Origin of the sequence: Zobellia galactanivorans, from assembly GCF_000973105.1 — a bacterium.
Lineage (GTDB): Bacteria > Bacteroidota > Bacteroidia > Flavobacteriales > Flavobacteriaceae > Zobellia > Zobellia galactanivorans.
Genome location: NC_015844.1, coordinates 1,112,501 through 1,138,606, shown reverse-complemented (window position 1 = coordinate 1,138,606; position 26,106 = coordinate 1,112,501). Strand labels below are relative to the sequence as shown.

21 protein-coding genes, 2 tRNA genes, 2 rRNA genes and 1 pseudogene (1 of these 26 running past the window's edge) are annotated in these 26,106 nt (G+C 43.3%); 10 read left to right on the top strand and 16 right to left on the bottom strand.

The features are described from left to right. Positions 1-361 precede the first annotated feature (361 nt). On the bottom strand, positions 362-2,050 hold the full coding sequence (lysS, locus tag ZOBGAL_RS04505) for a lysine--tRNA ligase (protein WP_013992323.1): 1,689 nt from the start codon (positions 2,048-2,050) through the stop codon (positions 362-364). Positions 2,051-2,268: 218 nt separating this feature from the next. Between lysS and ZOBGAL_RS23015 the strand changes: the two genes are divergently transcribed. The 3 genes from ZOBGAL_RS23015 to lipB are packed head-to-tail and all read left to right on the top strand — an operon-like array spanning position 2,269 to position 3,920. Beyond that, the gene (locus ZOBGAL_RS23015) at positions 2,269-2,424 is read left to right on the top strand and encodes a YqaE/Pmp3 family membrane protein (RefSeq protein WP_076457143.1); all 156 of its coding nucleotides are present in this window, start codon (positions 2,269-2,271) and stop codon (positions 2,422-2,424) included. Between the two features lie 12 nt (positions 2,425-2,436). Beyond that, the gene (locus ZOBGAL_RS04500; protein ID WP_013992321.1) at positions 2,437-3,174 is read left to right on the top strand and encodes a hypothetical protein; all 738 of its coding nucleotides are present in this window, start codon (positions 2,437-2,439) and stop codon (positions 3,172-3,174) included. Between the two features lie 26 nt (positions 3,175-3,200). After that, positions 3,201-3,920 carry a lipoyl(octanoyl) transferase LipB gene (gene lipB / locus ZOBGAL_RS04495; protein ID WP_013992320.1) on the top strand — a complete coding sequence of 240 codons (720 nt, stop codon included), beginning with the start codon at positions 3,201-3,203 and terminating at the stop codon, positions 3,918-3,920. A 36-nt stretch (positions 3,921-3,956) separates the two neighbouring features. Here lipB and ZOBGAL_RS04490 read toward each other — a convergent pair whose 3' ends face one another. The 10 genes and pseudogenes from ZOBGAL_RS04490 to ZOBGAL_RS04450 all read right to left on the bottom strand — a co-directional run bounded on the left by ZOBGAL_RS04490 (position 3,957) and on the right by ZOBGAL_RS04450 (position 11,764). Further along, a complete protein-coding gene (locus ZOBGAL_RS04490; RefSeq protein ID WP_013992319.1) occupies positions 3,957-4,577 on the bottom strand; it encodes a hypothetical protein in 621 nt (206 codons plus the stop codon). Between the two features lie 117 nt (positions 4,578-4,694). Then, positions 4,695-4,871 (bottom strand): hypothetical protein, encoded by a 177-nt coding sequence (locus tag ZOBGAL_RS23505; RefSeq protein WP_013992318.1) that lies wholly within the window; start codon positions 4,869-4,871, stop codon positions 4,695-4,697. Between the two features lie 113 nt (positions 4,872-4,984). Then, complete coding sequence (locus ZOBGAL_RS23500; protein WP_013992317.1) at positions 4,985-5,632, bottom strand: collagen-like protein; 648 nt, start codon at positions 5,630-5,632, stop codon at positions 4,985-4,987. Between the two features lie 115 nt (positions 5,633-5,747). Next, on the bottom strand, positions 5,748-6,359 hold the full coding sequence (locus ZOBGAL_RS04480) for a collagen-like protein (protein ID WP_013992316.1): 612 nt from the start codon (positions 6,357-6,359) through the stop codon (positions 5,748-5,750). Positions 6,360-6,461: 102 nt separating this feature from the next. Then, positions 6,462-7,016 carry a hypothetical protein gene (locus ZOBGAL_RS04470; RefSeq protein WP_013992315.1) on the bottom strand — a complete coding sequence of 185 codons (555 nt, stop codon included), beginning with the start codon at positions 7,014-7,016 and terminating at the stop codon, positions 6,462-6,464. A gap of 368 nt (positions 7,017-7,384) precedes the next feature. Then, complete coding sequence (locus ZOBGAL_RS04465) at positions 7,385-8,407, bottom strand: Kelch repeat-containing protein (RefSeq protein ID WP_013992314.1); 1,023 nt, start codon at positions 8,405-8,407, stop codon at positions 7,385-7,387. Between the two features lie 82 nt (positions 8,408-8,489). Next, on the bottom strand, positions 8,490-9,545 hold the full coding sequence (locus ZOBGAL_RS04460) for a YncE family protein (protein WP_013992313.1): 1,056 nt from the start codon (positions 9,543-9,545) through the stop codon (positions 8,490-8,492). Between the two features lie 720 nt (positions 9,546-10,265). Beyond that, the gene (locus ZOBGAL_RS23895; RefSeq protein WP_052725474.1) at positions 10,266-10,967 is read right to left on the bottom strand and encodes a collagen-like triple helix repeat-containing protein; all 702 of its coding nucleotides are present in this window, start codon (positions 10,965-10,967) and stop codon (positions 10,266-10,268) included. Between the two features lie 206 nt (positions 10,968-11,173). Then, positions 11,174-11,236 (bottom strand): annotated as a pseudogene (locus ZOBGAL_RS24000) (hypothetical protein); the annotation flags it as partial. A 219-nt stretch (positions 11,237-11,455) separates the two neighbouring features. After that, positions 11,456-11,764, bottom strand: coding sequence for a hypothetical protein (locus tag ZOBGAL_RS04450; protein ID WP_013992309.1), 309 nt, complete (start codon positions 11,762-11,764; stop codon positions 11,456-11,458). Between the two features lie 478 nt (positions 11,765-12,242). Here ZOBGAL_RS04450 and ZOBGAL_RS04445 point away from each other — a divergent pair, with 478 nt between their 5' ends. Together ZOBGAL_RS04445 and ZOBGAL_RS04440 are read left to right on the top strand one after the other, a co-directional pair. Continuing rightward, complete coding sequence (locus ZOBGAL_RS04445) at positions 12,243-12,812, top strand: RNA polymerase sigma factor (protein ID WP_013992307.1); 570 nt, start codon at positions 12,243-12,245, stop codon at positions 12,810-12,812. Between the two features lie 2 nt (positions 12,813-12,814). Then, positions 12,815-13,552, top strand: a complete 738-nt coding sequence (locus tag ZOBGAL_RS04440) for a tetratricopeptide repeat protein (RefSeq protein WP_013992306.1) — start codon at positions 12,815-12,817, stop codon at positions 13,550-13,552. Positions 13,553-13,554: 2 nt separating this feature from the next. Here ZOBGAL_RS04440 and ZOBGAL_RS04435 read toward each other — a convergent pair whose 3' ends face one another. The 5 genes from ZOBGAL_RS04435 to ZOBGAL_RS04410 form a co-directional block, all read right to left on the bottom strand. Next, the gene (locus tag ZOBGAL_RS04435; RefSeq protein ID WP_158499713.1) at positions 13,555-16,374 is read right to left on the bottom strand and encodes a CHAT domain-containing protein; all 2,820 of its coding nucleotides are present in this window, start codon (positions 16,372-16,374) and stop codon (positions 13,555-13,557) included. A gap of 123 nt (positions 16,375-16,497) precedes the next feature. Next, positions 16,498-17,862 (bottom strand): S8 family serine peptidase, encoded by a 1,365-nt coding sequence (locus tag ZOBGAL_RS04425; protein ID WP_013992304.1) that lies wholly within the window; start codon positions 17,860-17,862, stop codon positions 16,498-16,500. Positions 17,863-17,896: 34 nt separating this feature from the next. Then, the gene (locus tag ZOBGAL_RS04420; protein ID WP_013992303.1) at positions 17,897-18,595 is read right to left on the bottom strand and encodes a TapB family protein; all 699 of its coding nucleotides are present in this window, start codon (positions 18,593-18,595) and stop codon (positions 17,897-17,899) included. 12 nt (positions 18,596-18,607) lie between these two features. Next, positions 18,608-19,951, bottom strand: coding sequence for an OmpA family protein (locus tag ZOBGAL_RS04415; protein WP_013992302.1), 1,344 nt, complete (start codon positions 19,949-19,951; stop codon positions 18,608-18,610). Between the two features lie 228 nt (positions 19,952-20,179). Beyond that, the gene (locus ZOBGAL_RS04410; RefSeq protein WP_013992301.1) at positions 20,180-20,785 is read right to left on the bottom strand and encodes a ribonuclease HII; all 606 of its coding nucleotides are present in this window, start codon (positions 20,783-20,785) and stop codon (positions 20,180-20,182) included. 249 nt (positions 20,786-21,034) lie between these two features. Here ZOBGAL_RS04410 and ZOBGAL_RS04405 point away from each other — a divergent pair, with 249 nt between their 5' ends. The 5 genes from ZOBGAL_RS04405 to ZOBGAL_RS04385 all read left to right on the top strand — a co-directional run. Further along, positions 21,035-23,035, top strand: coding sequence for a putative porin (locus ZOBGAL_RS04405; RefSeq protein ID WP_013992300.1), 2,001 nt, complete (start codon positions 21,035-21,037; stop codon positions 23,033-23,035). A 740-nt stretch (positions 23,036-23,775) separates the two neighbouring features. Then, positions 23,776-25,299: ribosomal RNA gene (locus ZOBGAL_RS04400) — 16S ribosomal RNA — on the top strand. 143 nt (positions 25,300-25,442) lie between these two features. After that, positions 25,443-25,516 (top strand) — tRNA-Ile (locus tag ZOBGAL_RS04395). A 122-nt stretch (positions 25,517-25,638) separates the two neighbouring features. Further along, positions 25,639-25,715 (top strand) — tRNA-Ala (locus ZOBGAL_RS04390). 204 nt (positions 25,716-25,919) lie between these two features. Then, positions 25,920-26,106 (top strand): 23S ribosomal RNA (locus tag ZOBGAL_RS04385); it runs 2,648 nt beyond the window's last position. The 16S and 23S rRNA genes sit together here with 2 tRNA genes alongside, the layout of an rRNA operon.

Below are 26,106 nucleotides of genomic sequence, written 5' to 3'. Positions count from 1 at the left end.
ACTTGAAAAGTTAAGAATTCAAAAAATTATGCAACTTGTACAACAGCGGTTGTTAGTTATAGGCTATTTTGAAGAAAAACCCCTAAAGACAAGGTTGTTAAAATTTGTGACGCTTTCGTACTAAAGATAGTGATTGTCGTTTGAAAGCGATTGATAACCCGAATTTTATAGAGCTGAGGGGTGCGGTGTAGCGGTTGGGATGGCAATTTCCTTTTGTGGCCAATGGGGTGATGGTCCTAGAGTTTGATGGGGAATTTGCTGTATAGGGTATGGCTTCGGGGAGGCATTCCTTTTAAAGTAAAAGAGCCAATTCATTTTGTTGTGAATTGGCTCTTTGTATTTAAAGGTTGTTTTGTCTTTTTTATTTCAGGACTACGGTTTTGTTGTCGCCCTCAACATTTACGCTGATCAATCCGTGTTTGTTCAGTGCCTTCATCGACTTGTCCCATTTTTTACCGCTCAGTCCGGCTTTTGATTTTAAGTCGGACAGTTCCATTTCCCCTTCCGGTTTCAACAATTCTACAATGGCCTTTTCTTCATCGGTCAGTGCTATCGCTTTTTTCTCCGGTCTCATTTGAGGGAAGAACAATACTTCTTGAATCGATGAATTGTTGGTCAAGAGCATTACCAGACGGTCAATGCCGATACCGATACCCGATGTTGGGGGCATGCCGTATTCAAGGGCACGCAAGAAATCTTGGTCAATGAACATGGCCTCGTCGTCCCCTTTTTCGGAAAGCTTCAATTGCTCTTCAAAACGTTCGCGCTGATCTATGGGGTCGTTCAACTCAGAATAGGCATTGGCCAGCTCCTTACCGTTGACCATTAGTTCAAAGCGTTCGGTCAGGGCAGGGTTGTCTCGGTGCTCTTTCGTTAACGGGCTCATCTCTTTTGGATAGTCGGTAATAAACGTAGGCTGTATATAATGGTGCTCACATTTTTCGCCAAAAATTTCATCTATCAGTTTGCCGACACCCATGGTCTCATCAACTTCAATACCTAATTCTTTTGCGGTTTCACGTAGTTCTTCTTCGTCCATACCGGCCACATCTTTACCCGTGTGGATTTTTATGGCCTCTAGAATAGGTACGCGCGCATAGGGGGCCTTAAACTCAATTTCGTTTTCACCTACCGTAACTTTTGACGATCCGTTGGCATCGATGGCCACTTTTTCCAATAGTTTTTCGGTGGTGTCCATCATCCAATTGTAATCCTTATAGGCTACATAGAGTTCCATTACGGTAAACTCGGGATTGTGGGTACGGTCCATTCCCTCATTACGGAAATCTTTGGAAAACTCATAGACTCCGTCAAAACCTCCAACGATCAATCTTTTAAGGTATAGCTCGTTGGCGATACGAAGGTACAAGGGAATGTTCAAGGCATTGTGATGCGTTAAAAATGGCCTTGCGGCGGCACCACCGGGTATGGGTTGAAGAATAGGGGTTTCAACTTCCAAGTATCCCGCTTTATTGTAAAACTCCCTGATACTGTTGGTGATCTTGGTCCTTTTGATAAAGGTTTCCTTGACCTTTGGGTTGACCACCAAATCAACATAGCGTTGCCGGTATCTCATTTCGGGATCGTTGAATTCGTCAAAAACATTGCCTTCGGCATCTTTTTTGGGCAAGGGCAACGGACGTAAAGACTTGCTCAAGAGCGAAAAGTTCTTTACCATTACGGTTTTTTCGCCCACCTGGGTGGTAAAAAGCTCCCCTTCAATACCAATGATATCGCCTATGTCCAATAGTTTTTTATAAACGTCGTTGTAAAGGCTTTTATCCTCGCCGGTACAAATTTCGTCACGGTTGAAATAGACCTGGATCCGGCCTTCACTGTCTTGCAACTCGGCAAAAGAAGCCTTGCCCTGAATTCTACGCGACATCAATCGCCCTGAAATGACTACCTTTTTACCCTCTTCAAACTCTGATTTAATGCGCTTTGAAGTAGCATCTACAGGGTATAGGGCGGCGGGGTAGGGGTTGATGCCCAGTTCGCGCAATTTGGTCAGTTTTTCTCGTCTAATGATTTCTTGTTCCGAAAGTTGCATTTTTTAATATTTAAGGCTGCAAATATACGCTATCGACAGTATACTCTATGCATCATGTAATACGAAATTATAATGAAGCGGTCTGGTTTGCGTTAATGTATAAAGCAGGATTGCTTGAAATGCCCAAAAAATGACCTTGTTTTTTCCTTTTATGGATGTAACAAAAATGACGTTTTTACGTCTTATGGGTACATCATCAATCAAAAAATTTGTTTAAAATGAGCTTTTTACGTGTTTTGTTGGCTATTATCTTTCCTCCTTTGTCGGTTATCGGAAAAGGTTGTGGGTCTTTTTTTATTGTCCTACTTTTGACTTTCTGTGGCTGGGTTCCGGGAGTTATTGCCGCATTGATCATATTGAACAATCCTAACTAGAATCGATTTTAGATGAAATTATTAAAAGTAGTGGTAACGGTTTGTATTGCCGTTTTTTTTGTAGCCTGTAATTTTACGGAAGAAATTTATTTCAACGAAGATGGAACAGGTAAGATGAACATCGGTTTTGATGGGAGTGAAATGATGCAAATGATGCCTTCTTCCGACTCTACCAAATTGGGGGAGGTTATTGACTCGACCCTAGTGTTCAAGGATTTACTACGTGAGAAAAAAGATAGTATAGCGCAATTGTCGCCCGAACAACAGGCCGAACTGAAAAGATTGGAGCCTTTTAGCCTGCACGTGAAGGTAGATGCCGACAATGGGATTATGAACTTTAATATGTTTACCGATTTTAAGGATGTATCGGAAGTGAACGATGCCTTTAATGCTCTTCAAAGTGCAAGTTCGGTCGGGCCGGCGGCAGGTAGCAAGCCTATGCCCCAAAATCCTGCTAATGGGGCTACGAAAGTAAATTATACCTTTAATAAGAATAAGTTCAAACGTGAAGCGGCCATTGTAGACCAAGAATTGTTCCAGCAAAGCGTCGATAGCCTGGTAAGTGCGGAAATGTTTCTTTCTTCTTCTACGTACACCTTTAAATATCACTTTCCAAAAAGGATAAAATCTACGAATATCGAAGCGGCCACTTTTTCTATGGATGGAAAGACCATGATCTATGAGGTCAACTTTTTGGATATCTTGAAAGATCCAGAATCTGTTCTCATTGAGGTAGAGTTAGAGAAATAGGCCGTCTGTTTTCGTATCTTTGTTCCATGAACAAAAAGGTGCTTTTTCAAGATCTCGGACAGAAAGACTACAAGGAAACTTGGGACTATCAAGAATTACTGTTTAAGCAAACGGTAGACTTAAAGATCAAGAACCGAAGGGAAGAGGCCGATGAGCCGACCCCCAATCACTTTTTATTTGTAGAACACCCCCATGTGTATACTTTGGGCAAGAGTGGTGATTTGGCCAACCTTTTGGTGGGCGAAGAAGAGCTTGCCGCCAAAAAAGCCAAATTCTATAAAATAAATAGGGGAGGTGATATCACTTACCATGGCCCCGGGCAGATAGTAGGATATCCAATTTTAGATCTTGACAATTTTTTTACCGATATCCATAAGTACCTTAGGTTTTTAGAGGAAATGGTAATTTTGACCTTGGCCGAATATGGGGTGAAGGCCGAGCGCTCGGAAGGAGAGACCGGGGTTTGGCTCGATGTAGGAACGCCATTTGCCCGAAAAATATGTGCCATGGGCGTGCGGGCCAGCCGTTGGGTCACCATGCACGGTTTTGCCTTGAACGTCAATGCCGACTTAGGGTATTTTGATTTGATGATCCCGTGCGGTATAAAGGATAAGGCCGTTACTTCTTTAAATGTAGAATTAGGGAAAAAAGAAGTTGACCTGAACGAAGTAAAAGGAAAGTTGCTGAAACATTTTGAAGCCCTTTTCGAAGCGGAAATAATAGAACAAGAAAAAACCTCGGCGTGAGCCGAGGTTTTTTTTATTATGTTTAAAATTTAAGATTTAGTAGTCCATTCCAAGGTAATCCATGACCTCATAATAATTGGAAAGATCTACGCCATTTTCCTGCATACCTTTTATACTATGGCCATTTCCTCCTTTACCTGAAAGTGCTGCAGGTGCTATCAATATATAACGCACAAAACCATCTATGGGGTCAATAGTGCCTACGGTATCCAGATTGCCGAATTCGGTAATAGTATATTCTCCGACAGCCATTTTCTGTTCCATGGTAAAAGATCTTAATAAAGGTTCGGTAAATGGTATGGCATAAATATCAGTATAAGAATCATCAAAGGAAAAATAACCTAAAATGGTATAGGTACTCAATACTTCTTGTGTAATATTGGGATCGTTTATGGTTACCGAAGCTCTGGAGAAAGACCATGTGTCCGCGAAATCCGCTACAACCCATTCAGAGGCCATGACATTGGCATTGCCATCAGCACCATCAGCACCATCAGCACCATCAGCACCGTCTGTGCCATCAGTTCCATCGATGCCATTGGTACCTGCGGGGCCCATGGCTCCATCCATGCCATCTTCACCATCTTTTGCACAAGATGTAAACATTAGGGCCAATACTACTAAGCCCATACCTAATAATTTCATTGTAAATTTCATAATTTTTTGTTTTAAGATTATAGTATCTTAATGGTGGTGGTTAATGAAGGTTAACAATTGCAAAGAAAAAAACCTCGGTGTAACCGAGGTTTTTTTCTTTGCTTAGAAAGCACATTACTATTCCAAGCCAAAATACTGCATAATTTCTTCGTAAGTCATTTTTTTAATGTTTTCCCTTTCTGTTTTTCCGGCTAGATTGCCTTTAACAAGAATAAATCTAAAGTCTAGCGTTTGGCCAGAATCGGATATTACTTCTACAACGAGGGACCCAACATTGATTTCATCAATATCCATTATAACCTCTTTGGAAATAACTATGGGAAGGCTTTTTCATAGGTCATGGTTAACATCGGCGCATAAAAAAACCGAGGTGTAGGCCTCGGTTTTTCATTTTGTAAATGATTTTATCAATAATCAAGTCCAAAATGGTCCATAACTTCACGGTAGGTCATTTTGTTAAAATCCGGTGTATTCCCTTTTGAAGAGATGAGTATGTTCGGGGGAATGATAAGGTAACGGAACCTATTCCCTCGTTCAGGGCTTATGGCGTACTCGCTCAGCGGACTGGTGCTTGTTGATCTTGCATATATGTTGATATCCTCTGAAGCGGCACTGCCAGAACCATAGCCAAAGGTAAATTGGGCCCCTCTAAAATTGAGAACAGGTAGTTGGTAAACGTTGCCGTCGCCGTAACCGGTGAAATAGACCAAAACAATATGGGTGTTTTTAATTCTAAAGGCGGATTCCATAGAAGCAGGAAAATCGATTCCCATATATTGTATAGTTTCCGAGGTGCCCGTAAAATTGGCAGGAATCCAATCGCTGTAATATACTTCGGCGTTGCCGTCCTCCCCATCTTCCCCGTTTTCACCGGCTGGTCCTTGTGGGCCCTGTTCACCTTGGAGTCCTTGTTCACCTTGCTCTCCTTGGGGGCCAATTGGGCCTTCCTCCCCTTGTGGCCCTATTGGACCGACATCCCCATCTTTTGAACAGGAAGTAATCAGTGCAGTAATGCTCAAAAAAGTCATGAATAGCAATTTCAATGTAGTTTTCATAATACTTGTTATTTATACGTTTGGCTTTTTATGGAATAGGCTATAGCAAGGTTAACATCGGCGCATAAAAAAACCGAGGTGTAGGCCTCGGTTTTTCATTTTGTAAATGATTTCATCAATAATCAAGTCCAAAATGGTCCATAACTTCACGGTAGGTCATTTTGCTAAAGTTGGGATTTTGGGATTTTTCCGTAACCGAGTTTGTTGGGATGATAATATACCTATACATATGATATGGGCTTACACCACCATGGATATCATAGTTTTCGGTAACGTTGAATTGTATGTTTCCTTCAGAAATAAACGCTTTATAAATGTCGATTTGGGTATTTCCCAAGGCATTGTACATGAGCGTAATCGGAAATTGGGCTACTTTGTCGGTCGGCCAAACGTTTTCGGTATAACCGTTTAGTTTGCCGTAAACGATTACTGTTCCTTCTTCAACGATTTCAGAAGTAATTTCCGGAACTGCTTTGTTGCCATTAAAATGCGGCAGTTCGTTTACCATGGTTTTTTCAAAAGTTAAGGGAAACCATTCGGAAGCGATTACATTGGCGTTGCCATCTTCCCCTGCTGGTCCTTCTGGGCCCTGCACACCTTGTTCGCCTGCCGGTCCTTGCTCTCCTTGGGGGCCTATTGGGCCAGTATCCCCATCCTTTGAACAGGAAGTCGTTAGTGCTGCGATACTGAAAAAACTCAAGAATAAAATTTTAAATGTGGTTTTCATAATGCTTGTTATTTATGCGTTTGGTGTTTTATGCATAACGTAAGTTAAGGTTAACATCATATAATAAAATGAAATACAGGGGATAGGGTGCGCCGAATCTATTTAGAAAAACACGATTTCCGTTTCGTGGTCGTCAATAAAGATATTTAGTGCAGCACTGGAACTGTTCGAACTTCCAGAGTCACCGCCATAGTCTAATAGGTAGAGGGAGATTTCCAAGGAAACATTGTCGCCCTTGGTGGTGAACGAACCGTCTAACACTGTTCCGGTAAGGGGAGAAGAGCGATTGCCGTTCCAAGAAATCAAATCTGTCAGGAATGTTAGGGTGGTCACTTGCCAAGGTCCGTATAGGTTGGCGTTCATATCAATGTAATCAGGGGTAAAATACATTTCCAAACGTTTTAACCCGCCTTGGTCGGCTCCGGTCAATATAAAATCATAGGTGGTCTCTCTTTTAAGATTCAATTGAAAGCTGTCGAAATCGGTGTCTTGGTCAAAGGTTTCGCTAAATCCGTCTCCCGTAATTTGAATACTAAAGTTTGGCGGGTCGCTGTCTTCCAAAGGTATTTCGGTTTCGCAGCTTCCCATAAGAAAAGGTAAGAAAGCTATAGTGGCAAATTTTCTTAAAGTTGAATAGAGGTGTTTTGTCGTGTACATAATTGAAGCTTTTAAGTTGTTAATGGGCAAGTGTTGCGAAGTATAGGGTCGAGTCGGAATTTAGGCCACAAGTGTGATCAGGATCGATATCGTTACCATAAAGGCAAGGATGAGTATCCTTTTAAGGAATTCAAATTTTTCATAAGTGTCCATGTTCTTTCATTATAGGGTTCTCTATTCTATGTAAGGAAAGCACATAGGTTAACATCGGAATAAAAAAAACCGAGTCTAACTCGGTTTTTTGTTTATATGAAAGTATTTCTTTCGGATTTCGGTCCTTCGTTTAGAAAACCACTTTGAAATTGATTGCCTCTTCCAAGAATTAATAAAGAGGCTTATCGATATGGAAGTGTCTTTATAGAGACTAATTAAATGGCTTTGAGCGTAACGATTTCACCAATGGGTTCGCGGTTGTCGTAACCGCCAAAGATCCAAATGGCCCCATTGTAGGTAAGCGTGGCGAAATTGCTCAGCGGAGTAGGTGATGGGCCTAAATCGGTATATTGGGTCCATTCTTCCATATCTTCCGAATAATAGAGGTCGGCATAAGGCCCTGTAAGAATACCTGTTCCGCCAAGTACCCAGACCTTATTGTCGTATACCGTGACTCCGTGGCCGAACCTTCTGGAAAACACATCGCCGGACAGGGTGAGGTTGGTCCAGGTAGCACCGTCATCGCTGCTCCATATATCATTATAGGCGTGACCTGCGGTTTGCCCCCCTATAACATACATTTTATCATTAAAGACTACGGTCTGATGCGATTCCCTTTTCGGAAAAGGGGAAGAGGCCTCTAAGTTCCATGAAATGCCATCGGCGGTCGACCAGACCACCATTTCATCAGAAGACGATGTGCCTATAATGAACATCTTGTCGTGAAAGACGGTTAAACTAGGGTAGAACATATGCCCGAATGGGGCGTGTTCCAATTCTTGTGTCCATGCTTCCCCATCGGTTGAAGACCATATATCGCCGTATTCCACCCAAGGAGAAGCATCTGTATTTATGCCACTTATGACCCAAATCTTGTCCTTAAAAACCGCGGTCGCATGTCCCCTTCTCGCTCCAAAGTGGTTTGAAGTTACACTACGCCAATTGATACCATTATCGCTGCTCCAGATATCACTGTTGCAATTTGGTAAGCTATAGCTGTTATATCCGGCCACGGACCATATTTTACCTTGAAATTCTACTATTCCATTGTCGTAAAAACTGCCCATTTGGTCTTCATGGGTCACGGTCGTGATTTCAAGCCTCAGACTGTCGTCTTCGGGAAGTCCTTTGGTCGGTCCTTCTTCAAGGTCCTTGGCCTCGCCGACCAAGTCTTTATCACAAGAAGAAAGGAAGCTTAGAAAGAGGGTACATACCGTTATATATTTTAAAATTTTCATGATTTTTGCTTTTCGGGTTTATTATATTTTTTTTAATAGACGCCAGTATGGGCTATAAAAGTTAGATGCGCGGTTCAATTCTTTAGATGCTTAGGTCTAACTGAACGAGTTTGCCTTCACTGTTCTTTTCCGCATATACCCAAAAGTAACTGCCATCATAAGCTATGCCCGTTATTGAATAGTCGGGTAGGGTATACGACTCTATAACCTCAAAGCCATCGGAAACATCACACTTATAGAGTTGACCACTGGCACAGATATAAAGATAGCCGGCTTGATAATCTAGGCCGTTTGGACTTTTTTCTTCAAGGTCGATGGTTTGTAAAATGGTTTTCGAATCATAGTCATAGAGGTAAATAGAATCTTCATTGTTACTGGAAGCCCATATGGTCTGGTGATCTATAGATGCCAAGCCGTGTATCCAACTTCCTAATGGGAGGGACTCATCCTCATGTGTGTTATCCGCTAAATCGTACATATGAAATTTGTTGTTCCCGTTGTCACTTTGAAAAATGTATTTTTCCTCGTCATCATAGTTCTCGATTTCGACGGCAAATGCGCTTCTAGTGGTAGCAATGGTACCTTCTAGGGCAAATGTTTCAGGGTTTACGAGTCCGATAGCTTCGGCCTCGTATCCGTTTCCTATAACGAGTTGGCTGCCGTTCCATGCGATATCGATGCTTTCGGTCCAAGGGGCATCGCCTTCGTTAATGATTTTTAGCTTTTTGATCCAGTTGTCGGGGTCTAGGGCAGTTGTTTCCTTTGTTAAGGAAATGCTACCATCGGGGAAATTGAGAACAAGGTCATCACTACTGACGGTATAATTGGCCAATAAAGAGGCGTATCCAAAATTTATGGTCAGTTGAAGTTCTTCTTCGTTATTGGTATAGTTGGCATTTTGGGCACCCTTGAAACCAAGGTTGTCTTCGTAAAGAATGTGTAAGGTATTATCTTCATTGATTATGAAATATTTTGAATCGTCAAAGTAGTTATTGGTTACGACCTTCCAAGTACCTTCAATCGTTGGGGTTTCTTGAACCGGTGGATTCCCGCCATTATCATCGTCACCTTTGCTGCAATTGATAAACAATAATGATGTTAAGGCTAAAACTGCTGTATAAACTTTAGTAATTTTCATAATGTTTGTTATTTATTTGTTTGTCATTTTATGAAACACGTATGCCAAGGTTAACATTCGGGCATAAAAAAAACACGGTTTGTGCCGTGGTTTTTTGTTATTTGACCTTTAGTATATCAACCTATATAATCTATCAACTCATAATATTCCAACATAGAAAAATATACGCTGTTGTTTTTTTGGCCATGTTAGAAGGTCTAATTCCATGTCCAAATTCAGTATCCGAAGGAAACGAATTAAACTCAACAATAGGGCTTATACGATATTGTATATTTAAGTTTTCGTTACTAAAAAATAGGTAAATGCTTATTCAGAACTTTCCGTTTCGATAGTTATGGGGGGTAAAGAGGCGTGGCCTTATGGCCAAATACGTTCGTGAAAACCATTTAGTTTCATATAAACCAATACGACACTACTTTCTATGATTGACGGGGCAATTTCCGATAGAGGGGTATTCATTTCTGCAATGGGGCCAAAATAATCTCTTATTGCTTCAATACAGTTAGATATAATTACATTCGCATTACCTTCCTCGCCATCTTGCCCAGGTTCTCCTTGAAGCCCTTGCTCACCTTGGATACCTTGTAATCCTTCTGGGCCAATAGGGCCGATATCGCCTTATTTTGAGCATGAGGCCAAACCAAGGGTCAAGGCCATGACCGTTATCGTAAAAAATTTCATTCGTGCTTTTATAATTTCTAATTTTTAAAGTTGATTAGATTAATCAATACCATAATATCGCGCCACTTCATCATAATTGCTAATGTTAACTCCCGCCGACTTTAGTTCTGCCCGAACGTTTTGTTCAGCAGTTTTTCCAGTTGTGCTTTCTGTCGATTTGATGATGACGACCCGTAGGGTTTTTAAGTCCCCGGCACGAATATCGGAATCCATAAGACTGGTCAGCTCCCCTGGTTTTTTTAGCGATAATGTAATTTCACCTACCCAAAGTGATGCCGAAATGTCCGCGGCAAGGCTTCGCCCTCCGCCAAGACCGACATTTATCGTGGCAGGTAGTTGATATGTCAACAAAAGCGGTCTTGAAAATTGTAAATAGGTCAGAATAACGTCATTTTCCATTACCTCGGTGGTCAATTGCGGCATTTCGATGGTATGGTGCGATGAGGCTACACTTGTAAGGCTAAATTTAAACGATCGAACATTGGCATTTCCATCTTCCCCATCGGCTCCATTTGCTCCTGCGGCTCCGATTTCTCCTTGTGGCCCCTGTTCGCCTTGAGGACCTCTCTCTCCTTTTTCTCCTTGTGGCCCTTGTTCCCCGGTATCGCCCTTTTCGCCGTCTCGTCCGTTTTCGCCCGCCGTGCCTGCGACGCCCTGCTCTCCATGAACGGTTTCTGTGAGTACCGCGTCTTCAAGGTTGTCTTTTTGGCACGAGGTCAAGGCTGCAATGGTAAGTGCCATAATGAAGCAAATTAAAAATTTTACTGAAGTTTTACTCACGTGTTCGCTATTGCAATTAAAGTGTTCGTGATTTTTCTTTGAAAAGTTCATAATTATAAAGTTTTAAGGAATATCGATTGTTTTTCATTTTATGAACGTGACGCAAAAAGGTTAACATTGGGGCATAAAAAAAACTCAGGGTTTAACTGAGGTTTTTTGTTGCGGATTTAATTAAAAGCCCAGACGTCATTTTTTCTGTTTCCATCTAGCCCCCCAATGACCCATAATTTATTTGTTCAAAACAGCCGTGGTATGAATTAATCTTCCCGAGAAAGGGGCAGCAGCCGTAACTGGGGTATGGTTAAAATTAAGGCCTCTAGTGCTAAACTGGTTTATGCTACTACCTACCTCTGCGTTGTTGGGATCTTTGGCCACTACTTTCCAGTAATAGGTTCATAGGTATGCAAACCTTATGTAAGCTCATAAGAAGTGTCGGTAAGGTCTGCCGCCTACAGTTGGGTTGGGTCTTCTTCTCTGCCTAAATATAAGTTGTAGGTAATGGTATCGCCATCTGGATCGGTAGCTTCTTCCCAGCTAAAGGTAGGGTAGACATCCACGTCTGTGACGCCATCGATTACCCCGATCAAATTAAAACTGTCCGGAGGGTTGTTGGCCGGTTCTTCTTCTATTTCTTCTTTAATTGTTTCTTCCTTGGCCACGGGCTCGGGTGCGTTGGGTCCGTCCTCTTTGGAGCAGGAAGTATTCAACAGGAATATACCTAACAGTAAGACAATAAAAAATGTTGTTGGTGTTTTCATGATATTTTCTTTTGTGGTGATACTTTTAGTTTCCTTTTAATGGTAGCGGAAGGTGAAGGTTAAGATAAGGGGGGGGGGAGCCACGGGGTTGGCCTCGGTTTGCTCGTTTGGGACAGGCGTGATACGATCTCCCTCGACCTATGCATGACAGGGAAATTAGGTCAGGAAATCATTTTGGGCCTATAGTTGATAGTATATTCAGAGGGTTACTATCAAAGCGACGATCAAAATTCTTTTTGCTATCTCCAATTTCCTATAAGTTTCCATGGTTAAAAATTTTGTGTTCTTATTTTCTATGTTTTAGGGGGCAAAGGTTAATACCAAGCATAATCCGGAAGTTTTTTAGTAAACGTTTGTAGTTTAAATACTACAAACGGCCAATTATTGAGGGATATGCCGGCAATAATCAAAAAGCGCATACAAAAAACGTTAAATTAGCGGCCGTTGATGTTAACCTTTTCAATTCCTGTTTATTAAAGTGCAAGAGACAGATAAAAATATTACACTGGAAGAGCTTCAAGCAGGTTCTGAAGAAACACTCCGGAAGGTCTATGAAGATAACCGGTCTAAGTTTTTGAATTTTGCGAGGCGCTATAAGCTTACGGAAGAAGAGAACATCGATATCTACCAAGATGCCTATATCGTTTTTTATGAAAACATAATGAACGGGAAATTAGAAAGCTTGACCAGCAGTGTTTCTACCTATCTATTCTCTATTGGCAAGTATTTAATTTTTGATAGGATGAGGAAGAACAAAAAAACAGTCTCAGGAAGCTACGACCTCACTCGGGTAGGCGACACTGATGAACAGATAAGTACGCTTGACCTGGAGCGGTCCGACCTGACAAGGGAACAGAAACTACTCCAGAAGCATTTTAAAGACCTCGGGGCTAAATGCCAAGAATTACTGACCTTCTTTTATTATCGTGGTTACACCATTCAAGAAATAATGAAAGCGGGGAATTACAATAGTGAAAATGTGGTCAAGGCGGCCAAATCGAGGTGTATGAAAACATTAAAGGAACGCATCCAAGAAAATACCTACTAGTCATGGATAAGGAGCAATTACTCTACGATTACTTTTCAAACCGGCTAACGCCCGAGCAAGAAAGACTATTCGCCCAACTTTTGGAGACCGATGGTGAATTCAAGCAGCAATTCGATTTTGAAAATAACCTCAAGAGGGTTATTCGTGAAAAGGAGGCCAAACAACTTAAGGCCAAACTTATAGGCTTTGAAGAAGGTATTCAAAAAGAAGAAACGGCAAGAGCACCGTTTACCGTTTATCGAAAATGGGCCATGGCGGCCTCGATAGCTTTATTGGTCGGCTTGGGCTGGTTGGGCTACAACAATTTTTCAGGATCGGGTTATATGGATATGTATGAGGAGCACTTTCAAGAGTATCCGAATACGGTATATGCCATTACCCGTGGAGAGGAAGCCGATACTTCGTTGGAGCGACAAGCCTTTGTAGCCTATGAGACCAACGATAATGTTCAGGCGATAGCCCTTTTTACCCAGTTGAAAGAAACAAAGAACACCGAAGCGGTCAATTTCTACTTGGCACAATCCTATCTTAAAAATGGGCAGGCCGAGAAGGCTATTGCCCTTTTTGATGAAACAATAAACGAAAAGGGAGAGTTTAGGCCACAGGCCCTTTGGTATGCGGCACTGGCCTATTTGAAGATAAATGAAAAGGAAAATGCCATCCGTATGTTGAACGATTTGGTAGCCGATGGCCGATATAAAAAAGAGGAAGCCTCTAAACTTTTTAGGGACTTGGAATAAATTCAGGAAAGGTGTTCCCTTCTTTTGACAAGAAGATAAAGCACTAAGGCCAATAGAGTCCCTAGAACTATATATAAGATATAAGACCATTGGTTATGGGCAGGCCTGATCGGTATGTTGTCCCCGATAATGATCAAAGCGCTCCAATAGGCCGGAGAAATACTGCTGCCCCGATACTTGTTGATATAATCGATTTTGGCCTTCCGTAGGGCGGCCGATTTGGTGAGTCCCTCATCAAGACCTTGGTAAAAAGCTACCATAAGTTCCTTACTGCTCTTGTCATTGGTAGACCATAGGGAAGATACCACGCTTTTCGCCCCGGAATGAAAGAAGCCTCGGGCCAAACTCATGGCCCCTTCGCCTTTTTTAAGTTCGCCTATCGAAGTATTACAGGCACTTAACACAACGATGTCAGCTTGATTTTTGGTAGCATACACCTCGTTCAGAAACATTTTTTCGTCACTGAAGGCGATCCAAGGGTCGTTCTCCTCGCCAATATCGGCATGGGTAGAAAGATGTATAATGTTATAGTCGTTTACCTGTTCTAAGAACCTTGCTTTTGTAGCTTCTTGGTTCATCAGCCTTTTTCCGGGAAAGATTCTTTCCGCTTCTTCCACTTCAGATTTACTAAACACAAGTTCTGGAAGTTCCAGAGTGTTAAATGTTATAGGGGCTATGGCCAAAAAATCGTTTTTGGCCTTACTGGAGACCTGTTTTTTTGCATTTAGGTACGACATCGAGTAGGCGTACCGGATCTCGGTGTTCTCTATTAGGTAAGTGAGATTCTCGAGGTCGGTCACAAAGGCTTCAAAAGGAATCTGTTGTAGGATGTAATCGGTAATGAGGGTCAGTTTTTTTCCTTTAATTGTCTCGTGTACGGTTTCGGGTACCAATTGGTTAAAAATTTGGTGAGATAAGGTATTGAAACGCGTCAGCTCGTCTCGGCTGGTGGTCAGGTCGGTCAATTGGCCGTAGAGCACTATCAGTTGATCATTTAATTTTTTTACGTCGTCAAGTTTAAAGAAAGTACTTTGTTCGCTTGATGTCAGCAGACCGTATCCTTGTTCTTCGTTAAGGATATATTGGAGTACGGCTTCATCGTCCGAAATGTAATCGGATATAAAATCGGTATGGGAGAGCAAACGGACTTGTTTTTTGATGTTGGCATAGTCGGGAAAGGCCGCAGCCAGTGAATCTGAGAAAGCGTTATAGATCCGCTTGCTTTCATAGACCCGTTGCCTGACCGAATCGAGGGAGCTTTCGGAAGTAGGTTCAAGATTCCTCAATTCGTTTTCGGATAAATAAATATTTTGTTTGAGCCTGAACTCGCGTTCTATTGTTTTTTGGGGCAATTGTGCCAATTCCTTTGCCTGTTCCACGGACACATCCTCCAAAAGCAATAAGGCCTTGTTGCGTTCCATATAATAATAGGCTTCTTTGGGCTTGTCGAGCAAGTAACATGCCTGTACGGCCTTCGCGTACAACGAAGCCCCTTTTTCGCGCCAAAAGAGCTTTGATTGGTATTCCGTACTTTCCGATCGTATGATATCGACCAGTTGATCCGCCAGTGCAAAGGTTTTTAAAGCATGGTCGAGGTGGTCTTTGTTTTTGTCGTATTCGTAAAACTTTAACCAGCCGTTGGCCTTGGCGATTACATGGCCAAGCAAAACAATTTTTTCGCTTGCAAGTTCAAGGTCCTCAACGGACGGAAGCTCATCGAAACGTATTCCCTTTCTGCCGTCGGTTGACAGTACAATGGCTTTTTGGTAATGGTACAGGGCTTTTTCGTAATTATTTTGGTCAAGGTAAAAATCGCCTAGGTTTTCGTAAGGAAGGGAAAAATCTTCAACCAAGGAATTTGCCTTTTTTAAATGGATGAGGGCCTGGTCGTAGTTTTTTAATTTCAAATGGGAGTAGCCGATGCTGCTGTGTATGTTCGCTATATCCCTGGGCCCCAGGTCCACGGAGTCTTTTAGTACTTGCTTGTGTTTGGCGATGGCCTGTTCGTAGCTGCCGTTTTCGATAAGTCGGTTGCCCTCCAAATGGTCGATACGCCTTCGGTATTGTTTGTCGGCTTCCTTGTAACGACCGATGAGGGAGTCTGCTTTTTTAAGGTTCAAACGTATCTCGTTTGAAAATTCCTTCAGGTCCATTTCGGCGTAGGTCTCCGCCACTAAGATTTGGGCGTCGATATCGATGATGTATGGCGATGTGCTTGGGGAGGTTGGCACCCCGGCATGCAATAAGGTGACCTCTGAAAATTGATTTAGGGCCTTGTAAAAATCGCCTGTGGTCAAATAATTGTAGCCTAGTTCAAGTCGGGCCTTTTGTATCCATTCCACGTCACTTCCCTTGTTCGAAATATGCAAGAAAGTATTTCGGGCCTTATAAATTTCCCCTTTAAGACTGTAAAATACACCGAGGTTGAAACGGGTGTTGTCCAAGGATCCCTTTTCTAGGTCTTTTAACCCTGACTTGATTTCCAAAGCCTTTTGGGTGTAATAAATGGCCTTTTCGATATCGCTTTCCTCCCCTGTGTCCCACCACTGTTCGTGATACCATTTATTGCCCACATCGTGGTAGCAATCGGCCAATTCCCTTGGGGACATATCTTTTGTGTGGGAGGCGAAGAAAGCGTCGATTTTTTGTTCGATCACTTCCTTCTGCGCATCCGTATGGATAATCTCGGTCAAGATTTCTTGTTGTGCCATGCACAAATGGCCCAAAAGAAAAAAAAGGATACAGTTGAATCGCAGGTGCACCATAGAGGGTATTCGGGTTAAGGGCATATCGATCAGCGGGTTTGGGAATTTGTTGGTCAAATACGGGGTCTTAAATATAGCAAGAAATTTGATGGTATATCGCAGTTTCTTAAAGTACCTGCGGCGTAAAAAAAAACCGCCCATGGATGGCCATGGGCGGTTTCCCCTCTAGGGTGGTTTACCTTATTCTTCCCGGATAAGGGCCCTTCCATCGACTATTTTGCCGTCGAGCTGGGGCGCGTGTTCCGTTAAGTTGAAGATATGGGTTTTCAGATCTTCGATAGAAAGATTGCCTAGGCTGTCGATTAGGGTGCCGGCCTTTCCCGACAAGGCGCCCGCGGCATACGAAGTGCCATGTAGGGTTACCCTTTGTTTTCGGAGTGAATCGCTGGTATCGTAGATGATCTCATAGTTGTTGAAGGCCAATGCGATATCGACGCTTCCGTCGCTTCCATAATTTGAGAGGCGGTGAAGTGTGATGGGCCGTGCAGCAGGATTGATCGTATCGTACTCGTAACCGCCAACCGAGATTATGTTGGGAGACCGAAAAGAGGACAGGAAATCCCCTTCGACGCCGGTATCGTTGTCTTCACCTTTGTTTCCGGCCGAGGTAATGACCAATGTGCCTTGATCATTAAGGGCTTCCAGCATCTCGGTAAAGATGTTTTCGGTTTCCCCGGCTTCCGGCTCGTCAAAAAATTCACGTGGCAGCCCGCCGCCAAAACTGGCATTTACGATATCGATTACCTTACGAAAATGGTTGATGTCCTTTACATAGGCCAAGGAGCAAAGCACGTCCCAATACGATCCCCTTCCACTTGCGTCGAAAACCTTTAAAGGTAGAATTTGATAGTCGACGCCTTTCTTGTCGAGTTCGTCGGTCATGATTTTGGTTACGTAGGTGCCATGCCCGTTATCATCTACAAAGTTGGGGTCTCCTTCACCTGTAAAATTCCAACCGGTACCCGTATCGTAGCAGTAGCTATAGTAGCCGCTGGGAAACAAAAATTTCTCCGGGCTTTCGGTGTTCAGGTATCTTTTAAAATCGAGTCCGGTATCGATGACCGCAATGTTAACTGAAAGACTGGAAGCAGGGCCGACTAGGCCTACTGTATCGGCTAATACATCCTGTCCGGGCTGGGGAAATGGTCCGACGGGTGTAAGTTGAATGTCGAAGGAGCGTTCGCCCCGTGTCCCGCTGCGTCTTGAAAGCCTCTGGACAACACCTTCAATTTCAAGTTCATCGATGCCGGGGTCAAAAACCCACAATTCAATATTGGTATCCCCGCAGTCGCATTTTTTATAATTGAGCAAGGGGAAGTCTTTCCTTACCGAGTCTTGTGAAACCCCTGGGTCGTATTTGACGATTACTTCATTGGGCGAAATAAAAATCTTGGGGTTTCCGCTATCCGCCCCTTCGTCTACCACTATGATGTTTTCGTTGTCAATTATATCGTCAGGATCGATTACAAGGCCTTCGGTGGCATCTTCGTCACAAGAGCTTACAATAAACAGGAGTGACAGAAGAAGGAGTATTTTGGTTTTCATCGGTTATAAATTTAGTAAGCGTTTTTTGCTTGTATTATTTAGTAAATCGGGTAAGCTCGGTTCGGCTCATTAAGGTGCCATTCTTTTTGTACGCTTCTTGTCTTACCATGCCTATGCCTTCCGCCAGCCACAGCTTTGTTGAGGTTTCAATGGTCGCGCCCATGGTCTTGGTCATGTGGTTTTCCGTAATCAAATAACAGTCAAAAGTACCGGCAGGCGTAGTCACGTTTTCCCTTTTTTCTACTTTTCTATTCGTCTGGTCGACCGAAACGTTCATGTTTATGCCGCTCATACTCATGGCCACCGTAACATTGGCATCGGCCAATTGTTGGCCTACACTCAGGTCGTTGGGGAGTTCGATATCGGTTCCCGAGATGTCCATCTCCAACCCCATTTCCGTGTATTGCTGCATCATTTGCGAGGGGAAAAGTGATTTGTAGTCAATGGTGACCAGGCCGTTCTCACAGCTGAAGGAGTAATTTGATTCAAATAGGTCCTTTCCTTTTTTATCCTTGTACTTCATATCAAAAGTGGCTACGGAAGCAGCGCCTTCGGAGCGGACCTCGGTAATGGTGTAGTGCACTGAGCCCTCTACCTTTTCTTTTTTGTCATAATTTGTATATTCAAACGAACTCCCTTCTTCCAGAGGGTAAAATTTACTACAGCTGTCTTGGGCAAAAGTGACGGTGGTCACGATAAGGCAGAATACGGTTGTTAATAAAGCGGTCTTCATAAGGTGTGTTATTTATAGTTTAATGAATTCTACACGTCGGTTCATAGATTTGCCGTCGGGGCTTGAGTTGTCTCCAACAGGTTCAGATTCTCCTTTGCCGTCGGTAGATAGTCTACTGGAAGATACATCATATATAGATACGAGTGCATTTTTTACGGCTTCGGCCCTTTGCTTTGAGAGTTGAAGGTTTTTCTTGTCATCTCCATCGGCGTCCGTATGGCCTACGATCTTGAGGTTGATGGAAGAGTCTTGTTGCAGTACCTGATATATCTGCCGTATAATGCCCATCGACTGGGGTTGTATCTCGGCCGAGCCGCTGTTGAACAGAATGCCGTTGGTCGATATTTTTCCATCGGCCAATAGTTTCCTTCGTAAGTCAACACCTCCTTTGGCTACCTTTATATTACTTATTAGTATAGATTCTTTATTGGTATCCGTTCCGCGAAGCATAAATTTTATTCCCTGCATCTGTACATTGGATGGGAGTAGCCGAGGTACGTCAATATATTTGTTCTCGTTTATCCAAAATCGAAAACGCTCTTTGTTGATGGCTACCGATATGTGGTGTTTGTTGTTCACAACCTGGCGTATATCGGCTTTTACGATGTTTCGAATGACCCTTTTTGAAGCGACCTTGTTTTCTACGGTTATCCCTGGGTCTATAAATTGGCAAAGGGAATATTCCACCATGCCCATGTTCGCTCCTTTTTTAAAGGTATTGTTGTCTTCTATAACAATGCCGAAGTACGCCTGTGACGAGGTTTTTTTGTCGAGTCCTAGTGCAATGACGTCAAATTCTAGGGTGAATTCGTCGGGTAACGGGCTTATATCGGGAATGTACGCAGTGGTGAAACCTGGCAGAAGTTTTAGCCATTTGCTGTTTTCACCTTCTACGGTAACCAGTTCTCCACTTCCGTTCGTATTCCATCGCGAGGGAAAATCGCCCACAAATTCATTTGAAAAATCATCGAAAAAGAGGGGAGTGTCTCCGGGAACAAAATCGAACTTGCTATATATGGCCATGGTCGGCGAAGCGTTTTTCGGAACGGTGGAAGCGGAGTTTCCGCTAGTACCGCTGGTTTCGGTAGGCGCCTTATTGGTTGAGGTGTTGTCTTTTTTTGAACCGGACTTTTTCTTCGTCTTCTTTTTGCTTTCCCCTGGTTCAAAAATACTATCAAGGGCTTGATCGGTTTTTTCAGAGGTTTCTTTTTCTACACGTCTTTCAACGGTTCTTTCCGCGGCCCGCTCAGCGGCCTTCCCAAGTTTTCTTAGAATTTGCGCGCTACTTGTATGGCTTACAAAAAAAAGCCCCAGAAAAACCATTGCCAGTTTTGCCAGATGTGTTCGTTTTTTCATGTCAATCGGTATTTGATAATAGTATTATCCGTTAAGGCATGAATCATTTGCCTTTGTGTTTCTCTTTCATTTATGGGAAACACCTAAAAAGGTTAACACCAAAACTAAAGGAAATCACATTTTGACAATAGAAGCTTGTATTTCTGGGGCAGAAATAGTGTATAGATGGTAGCAAATAGTATATGAATGGTCAAAAATGTGTTATTCCTACATGTAAGAAAAACAGAACTAGAGCTTTAGCCCTAGCTCTAACTGGTCGGGAAGTAATCTGAAGCTTTTACGGTGGTATTTGGTAATGCCGTATTTGCGAATGGCCTCACGGTGTTCTTTTGTGGGGTAGCCCTTGTTCTTTTTCCAATTGTAAACCGGGTATTCTTTATGGAGTTCTTCCATATAGGCATCTCGGTAGGTTTTTGCCAAGACCGATGCAGCGGCAATGTTCAGGTATTTTCCATCCCCTTTTATAATACACTCATGGGGGATGTCTTGAAAAGGTTTGAACCTGTTGCCGTCGACCACTATGAACCTTGGAACGGTTTTTAATTGGGAAAGGGCCTTGTGCATGGCCAAAATCGAAGCGTTCAAAATATTGATATCGTCTATTTCATCGGGAAACACATGTGACACCGCATAGGCCGCGCAATCCGACTCAATAATAGGTCTAAGCAGATCGCGTTTTGTATGTGAGAGTTGCTTTGAGTCGGTCAAAATCTCGTTTTTGAACCCCTTTTGCAAGATTACGGCCGCTGCGGTTACGGGTCCGGCCAAGCATCCCCTTCCGGCTTCGTCGGTTCCCGCTTCCTTGATTGGGGTGTGGTGGTAAGGCTTTAACATGGTTTGCTTCTTGTTGTAGATCAACTTATTTTCGAAATATCGTCAAATACTTTGAAATGGCAAAAAGGGGGGCGGACATTTAATGGGGGCGTTTCCTAGTTGTGGAAAATCGGGCCAAGGCCATGGCGGTCTTATAAAGGGAAGGTGGCGATCGTTTTTGCGGGAAAGACCCGGCTATTATGGCATATTTAAATTTTCACATTTAATTACGAACTAAAAAAATTAACTTTACCGCTGTAATTAACTTCAATGAAATATTTTTTCCTCATTTTCTTAATTCAGTTGTCATGTGTACAGGTCTTCGCCCAAGAAGATTCCATCCCTCCCCGAAAAGAGGTAGATACTACGGCCATGCGCCGTATGCCGAGAAGGCTCGGGCCTAAGGAAAAAGAGAAAGAACCCGAACCCGAAGAGGTCACCATAAGGGATTATAAGATTATTTCTTATGCCAGGGACACCACGTTTTTAGATACCACGCTTACCATACAAAAGGAGTACAAGTACAATTATTTAAGAAAGGACGATTTTGAGTTGATGCCTTTTTCAAATGTCGGGAAGCCTTACAACAAACTAGGGGTCGATTTCAAGTCGAATAACCTATATCCTGAAATGGGGGCCATTGCGCTTCATAGTAACTATTTCGAAAAGGAAGATATAAAGTACTACAATGTGGCAACGCCCATGTCGGACTTGTTCTTTAAGACCACTTTTGAGCAAGGTCAATTGCTAGATGCCAGTTTGGCGTTCAATACGTCAAGACGGCTGAATTTTTCAATTGCCTATAAAGGTTTCCGGTCTTTGGGCAAGTACCAGTACAACCAATCGGAATCGGGTAATTTTAGGACGACGACCAATTATGTTACCGAAAATGGCCGATACAGCCTTCGGGCCCATATAGCGGCCCAAGATATAGAGAATATAGAAAACGGGGGGCTGGTAGATGAAGAAGGCCAGTTTGAATCGGGCGATTCGGAATTTAGCAACCGTGTCAAAATTGATGTCCGTTTTAGTGATGCCAATAGTAAGATACTGGGCAAACGCTACTATTTAGACCATCTATATAAACTGATTCGAAAGGAAAAGGATTCGAGTAGCCAAGAGAAGACCTCCTTGGGCATTGGCCATCAGTTCAATTATGAAACCAAGTATTACGCCTTTAACCAAACCTCGGCGAATGCGTACTACGGAAACAACTTTATCTCATCCATAGAAGACAGGGCCAGTTTAAAGACCATGTACAACCAGGTCAATGCCGAGTTTTACAATGCCACCCTTGGTAGGCTTCAAGGGAATGTATCACTATATAATTACAATTATTTTTTCAATAGCATTTTAATCGATGGCAACGGAGTTGAGATACCGAGCCGTTTAAAGGGTGAAGAGATTGCTATTGGGGCCGAGTATGAAAAACGTATCAAGGGTTTTCAGCTCAAGGCCATGGCAAAATACAATCTAACGGGTGACTTGGGCGGTAATCAAATGAATGCATCTGCATCGTATAAGCTTAACGACAAGCATAAGCTGGCGGTATCTGCATATGGCTCGTCGAAGATGCCCAACTTTAATTTCTTGCTCTATCAAAGCGATTACGAAAATTACAACTGGTCGAACCTCTCTAATTTTGAGAAGGAACAGGTCTACGGTCTGCGTTTTGATTTTGAATCCCAAATATGGGGCCATCTTTCCATGAGCTATGAAACGGTAGACAACTATACCTATTTTGGGCAAGACCCTTTGCAAGCCATAGAGGAGGGCATGGAGAATGCCACGATCCGTCCGTTACAGGAAAACAACGTACTCAACCATACCAAGATCAAATACGCCAAGGAATTCAAGTTAGGGGGCTTTGCCTTGAACAATACGGTCATGTACCAAAACGTATCGCAGGCCAATCAAGTATTGAACGTTCCAGAGCTCGTTACAAGAAACACCCTGTATTTTTCCTCAGAGGTCTTTAAGAAGGCCATGTTTATGCAGACGGGGATTACCCTTAAGTATTTTTCGGAATATAACATGGACGCCTATAATTCGCTCCTAGGGGAGTTCTATCTTCAGAATGACCAGAAGTTGGGAAGCTTCCCTATGTTGGACTTCTTCATCAACGCCAAGATACAGCAGACCCGGATCTATTTAAAGGCGGAACACTTCAATACCTTGTTCAGTAGTGAACCGAATTATTACTCCGCACCCAACTACCCATATCGCGATTTTGTGATCCGTTTTGGTTTGGTTTGGAATTTCTTTTCATAAAAATGTAGTTTCTTAGGAGGGGTATTTATGGGGAAGGATTCCCATACTCCATCAAAATTCTATTTAAAGGAATAAAGATTTAGCCCGACTGTATATTTTTTTTACCCTATCGACATGCTTTTTTATGTAGGGTGGAGATAAATTTCCGGTTGGATAGACGAAATTGAGCTCTAGGTCGACCAAGGTTAAGAAAGGGTTAATAGTGAAAATTGCAGGCTTGGCCTGGGTAAGGTTTAAAAAAAGCAAAAATGATTCAGATGCTTTTGGCTTCATTATCAAGCAGGTGCAAAATGAGGGCAAAAAAAAATGAAATTTTTTCCAAAAAACTCTTTGAGAATTAAAAAAGGGTCTTACATTTGCAGCCCGCAAAACAGGTATGAAGATGTTTGTTAAGCGAGGGTAAACAAAGAGTAAACGTTCCTTTTGAAATATTGTTTTTTACGGCCGAAAAAAAGATTTAAATTTTTTTCAAAAAAAGTTGCCGGTTAAAAAAACAGTTGTATATTTGCAGCCGCTTAGACAAACAGTAACAATGTTTATCGGGTGTCACCGGGAGACCGGGGAGGAATATAGAAGTTCATTTGACATATTGTGGAGACAGCGTAATAGGGACAAAAAGGGAAACCTTCAGTTCCGCTAAGAATTACGAAAAATAACATACAGACAAGATTTTTATTTTAGGATGAGAGTCGGGGCCGGGAAGACCTTAGGTTGATAGACTTATAATATATAATGAAACAACGATGAAGAGTTTGATCCTGGCTCAGGATGAACGCTAGCGGCAGGCCTAACACATGCAAGTCGAGGGGTAACATGGTAGCTTGCTACCGATGACGACCGGCGCACGGGTGCGCAACGCGTATACAATCTGCCCCCTACTGTGGGATAGCCCAGAGAAATTTGGATTAATACCACATGGTACCATATTACGGCATCGTATTTATGGTTAAAGGTTACGGTAGGGGATGAGTATGCGTCCCATTAGTTAGTTGGTGAGGTAACGGCTCACCAAGACCGCGATGGGTAGGGGCCCTGAGAGGGGGATCCCCCACACTGGTACTGAGACACGGACCAGACTCCTACGGGAGGCAGCAGTGAGGAATATTGGACAATGGGCGGGAGCCTGATCCAGCCATGCCGCGTGCAGGAAGAATGCCCTATGGGTAGTAAACTGCTTTTATACGGGAAGAAAAAGGGCTACGTGTAGCCCACTGACGGTACCGTAAGAATAAGGACCGGCTAACTCCGTGCCAGCAGCCGCGGTAATACGGAGGGTCCGAGCGTTATCCGGAATTATTGGGTTTAAAGGGTCCGTAGGCGGGCCGATAAGTCAGGGGTGAAAGTTTGCAGCTCAACTGTAAAATTGCCTTTGATACTGTCGGTCTTGAGTTATAGTGAAGTTGCCGGAATATGTAGTGTAGCGGTGAAATGCATAGATATTACATAGAACACCGATTGCGAAGGCAGGTGACTAACTATATACTGACGCTGATGGACGAAAGCGTGGGGAGCGAACAGGATTAGATACCCTGGTAGTCCACGCCGTAAACGATGGATACTAGCTGTCCGGGTCCTTGAGACCTGGGCGGCCAAGCGAAAGTGATAAGTATCCCACCTGGGGAGTACGTTCGCAAGAATGAAACTCAAAGGAATTGACGGGGGCCCGCACAAGCGGTGGAGCATGTGGTTTAATTCGATGATACGCGAGGAACCTTACCAGGGCTTAAATGCATTTTGACAGGGGTAGAGATACCTTTTCCTTCGGGCAATTTGCAAGGTGCTGCATGGTTGTCGTCAGCTCGTGCCGTGAGGTGTCAGGTTAAGTCCTATAACGAGCGCAACCCCTACCGTTAGTTGCCAGCGAGTCATGTCGGGGACTCTAACGGGACTGCCGGTGCAAACCGTGAGGAAGGTGGGGACGACGTCAAATCATCACGGCCCTTACGTCCTGGGCCACACACGTGCTACAATGGCCGGTACAGCGGGAAGCCATGCGGCAACGCAGAGCGGATCCACAAAACCGGTCACAGTTCGGATCGGGGTCTGCAACTCGACCCCGTGAAGCTGGAATCGCTAGTAATCGGATATCAGCCATGATCCGGTGAATACGTTCCCGGGCCTTGTACACACCGCCCGTCAAGCCATGGAAGCCGGGAGTGCCTGAAGTCCGTCACCGCAAGGAGCGGCCTAGGGCAAGATCGGTAACTAGGGCTAAGTCGTAACAAGGTAGCCGTACCGGAAGGTGCGGCTGGAACACCTCCTTTCTAGAGCTTCGGCCCGAGGAATTTAAAAAGGTCCCGACGCCTCGTTCTAAATATAATCTAAACTGTAGGTCAAAAAAGAAAGTCTCCACATTAATAATAATAGAATACTTCTTTTGGTACGAAGTACTAAGAGTGGTAGGGACAGTCCCATAGCTCAGCTGGTTAGAGCGCTACACTGATAATGTAGAGGTCGGCAGTTCGAGTCTGCCTGGGACTACAAGGAGCATCTTTAGATAGGTGTGCACGTTCATTGAGAATAAATATTGAAGGAAATTCTAGAAGTTGAGTAGTAGTTGGAGGCACTGACTACTAACTACTATGTACTAACTACTAGTATATGGGGGATTAGCTCAGCTGGCTAGAGCGCCTGCCTTGCACGCAGGAGGTCATCGGTTCGACTCCGATATTCTCCACCAGGTAATGCGAAGTGATATTGAATTATCGCGAGGTATTGCATGAGGAGCCTTAAAGACGATTTTTAATTGTCCGAGGGCGACTCGCCACAAGTTCATTGACATATTGGGACAGGACGTATATCTTTAGGGATATATGTACTGAAGAAAAAGAAAACACGAATTTTTTAAGTAAAGAGTACGAATACGAATAGAACAAAAGGTCTGGCGACAAGCTAGATAAGGGCGTATGGGGAATGCCTAGGCTCTCAGAGGCGATGAAGGACGCGATAAGCTGCGAAAAGCTGCGGGGATCGGCACATACGATATGATCCGCAGGTATCCGAATGGGGCAACCCAGCATGTTGAAGACATGTTATCCGCAAGGAGGCAAACCCGGTGAACTGAAACATCT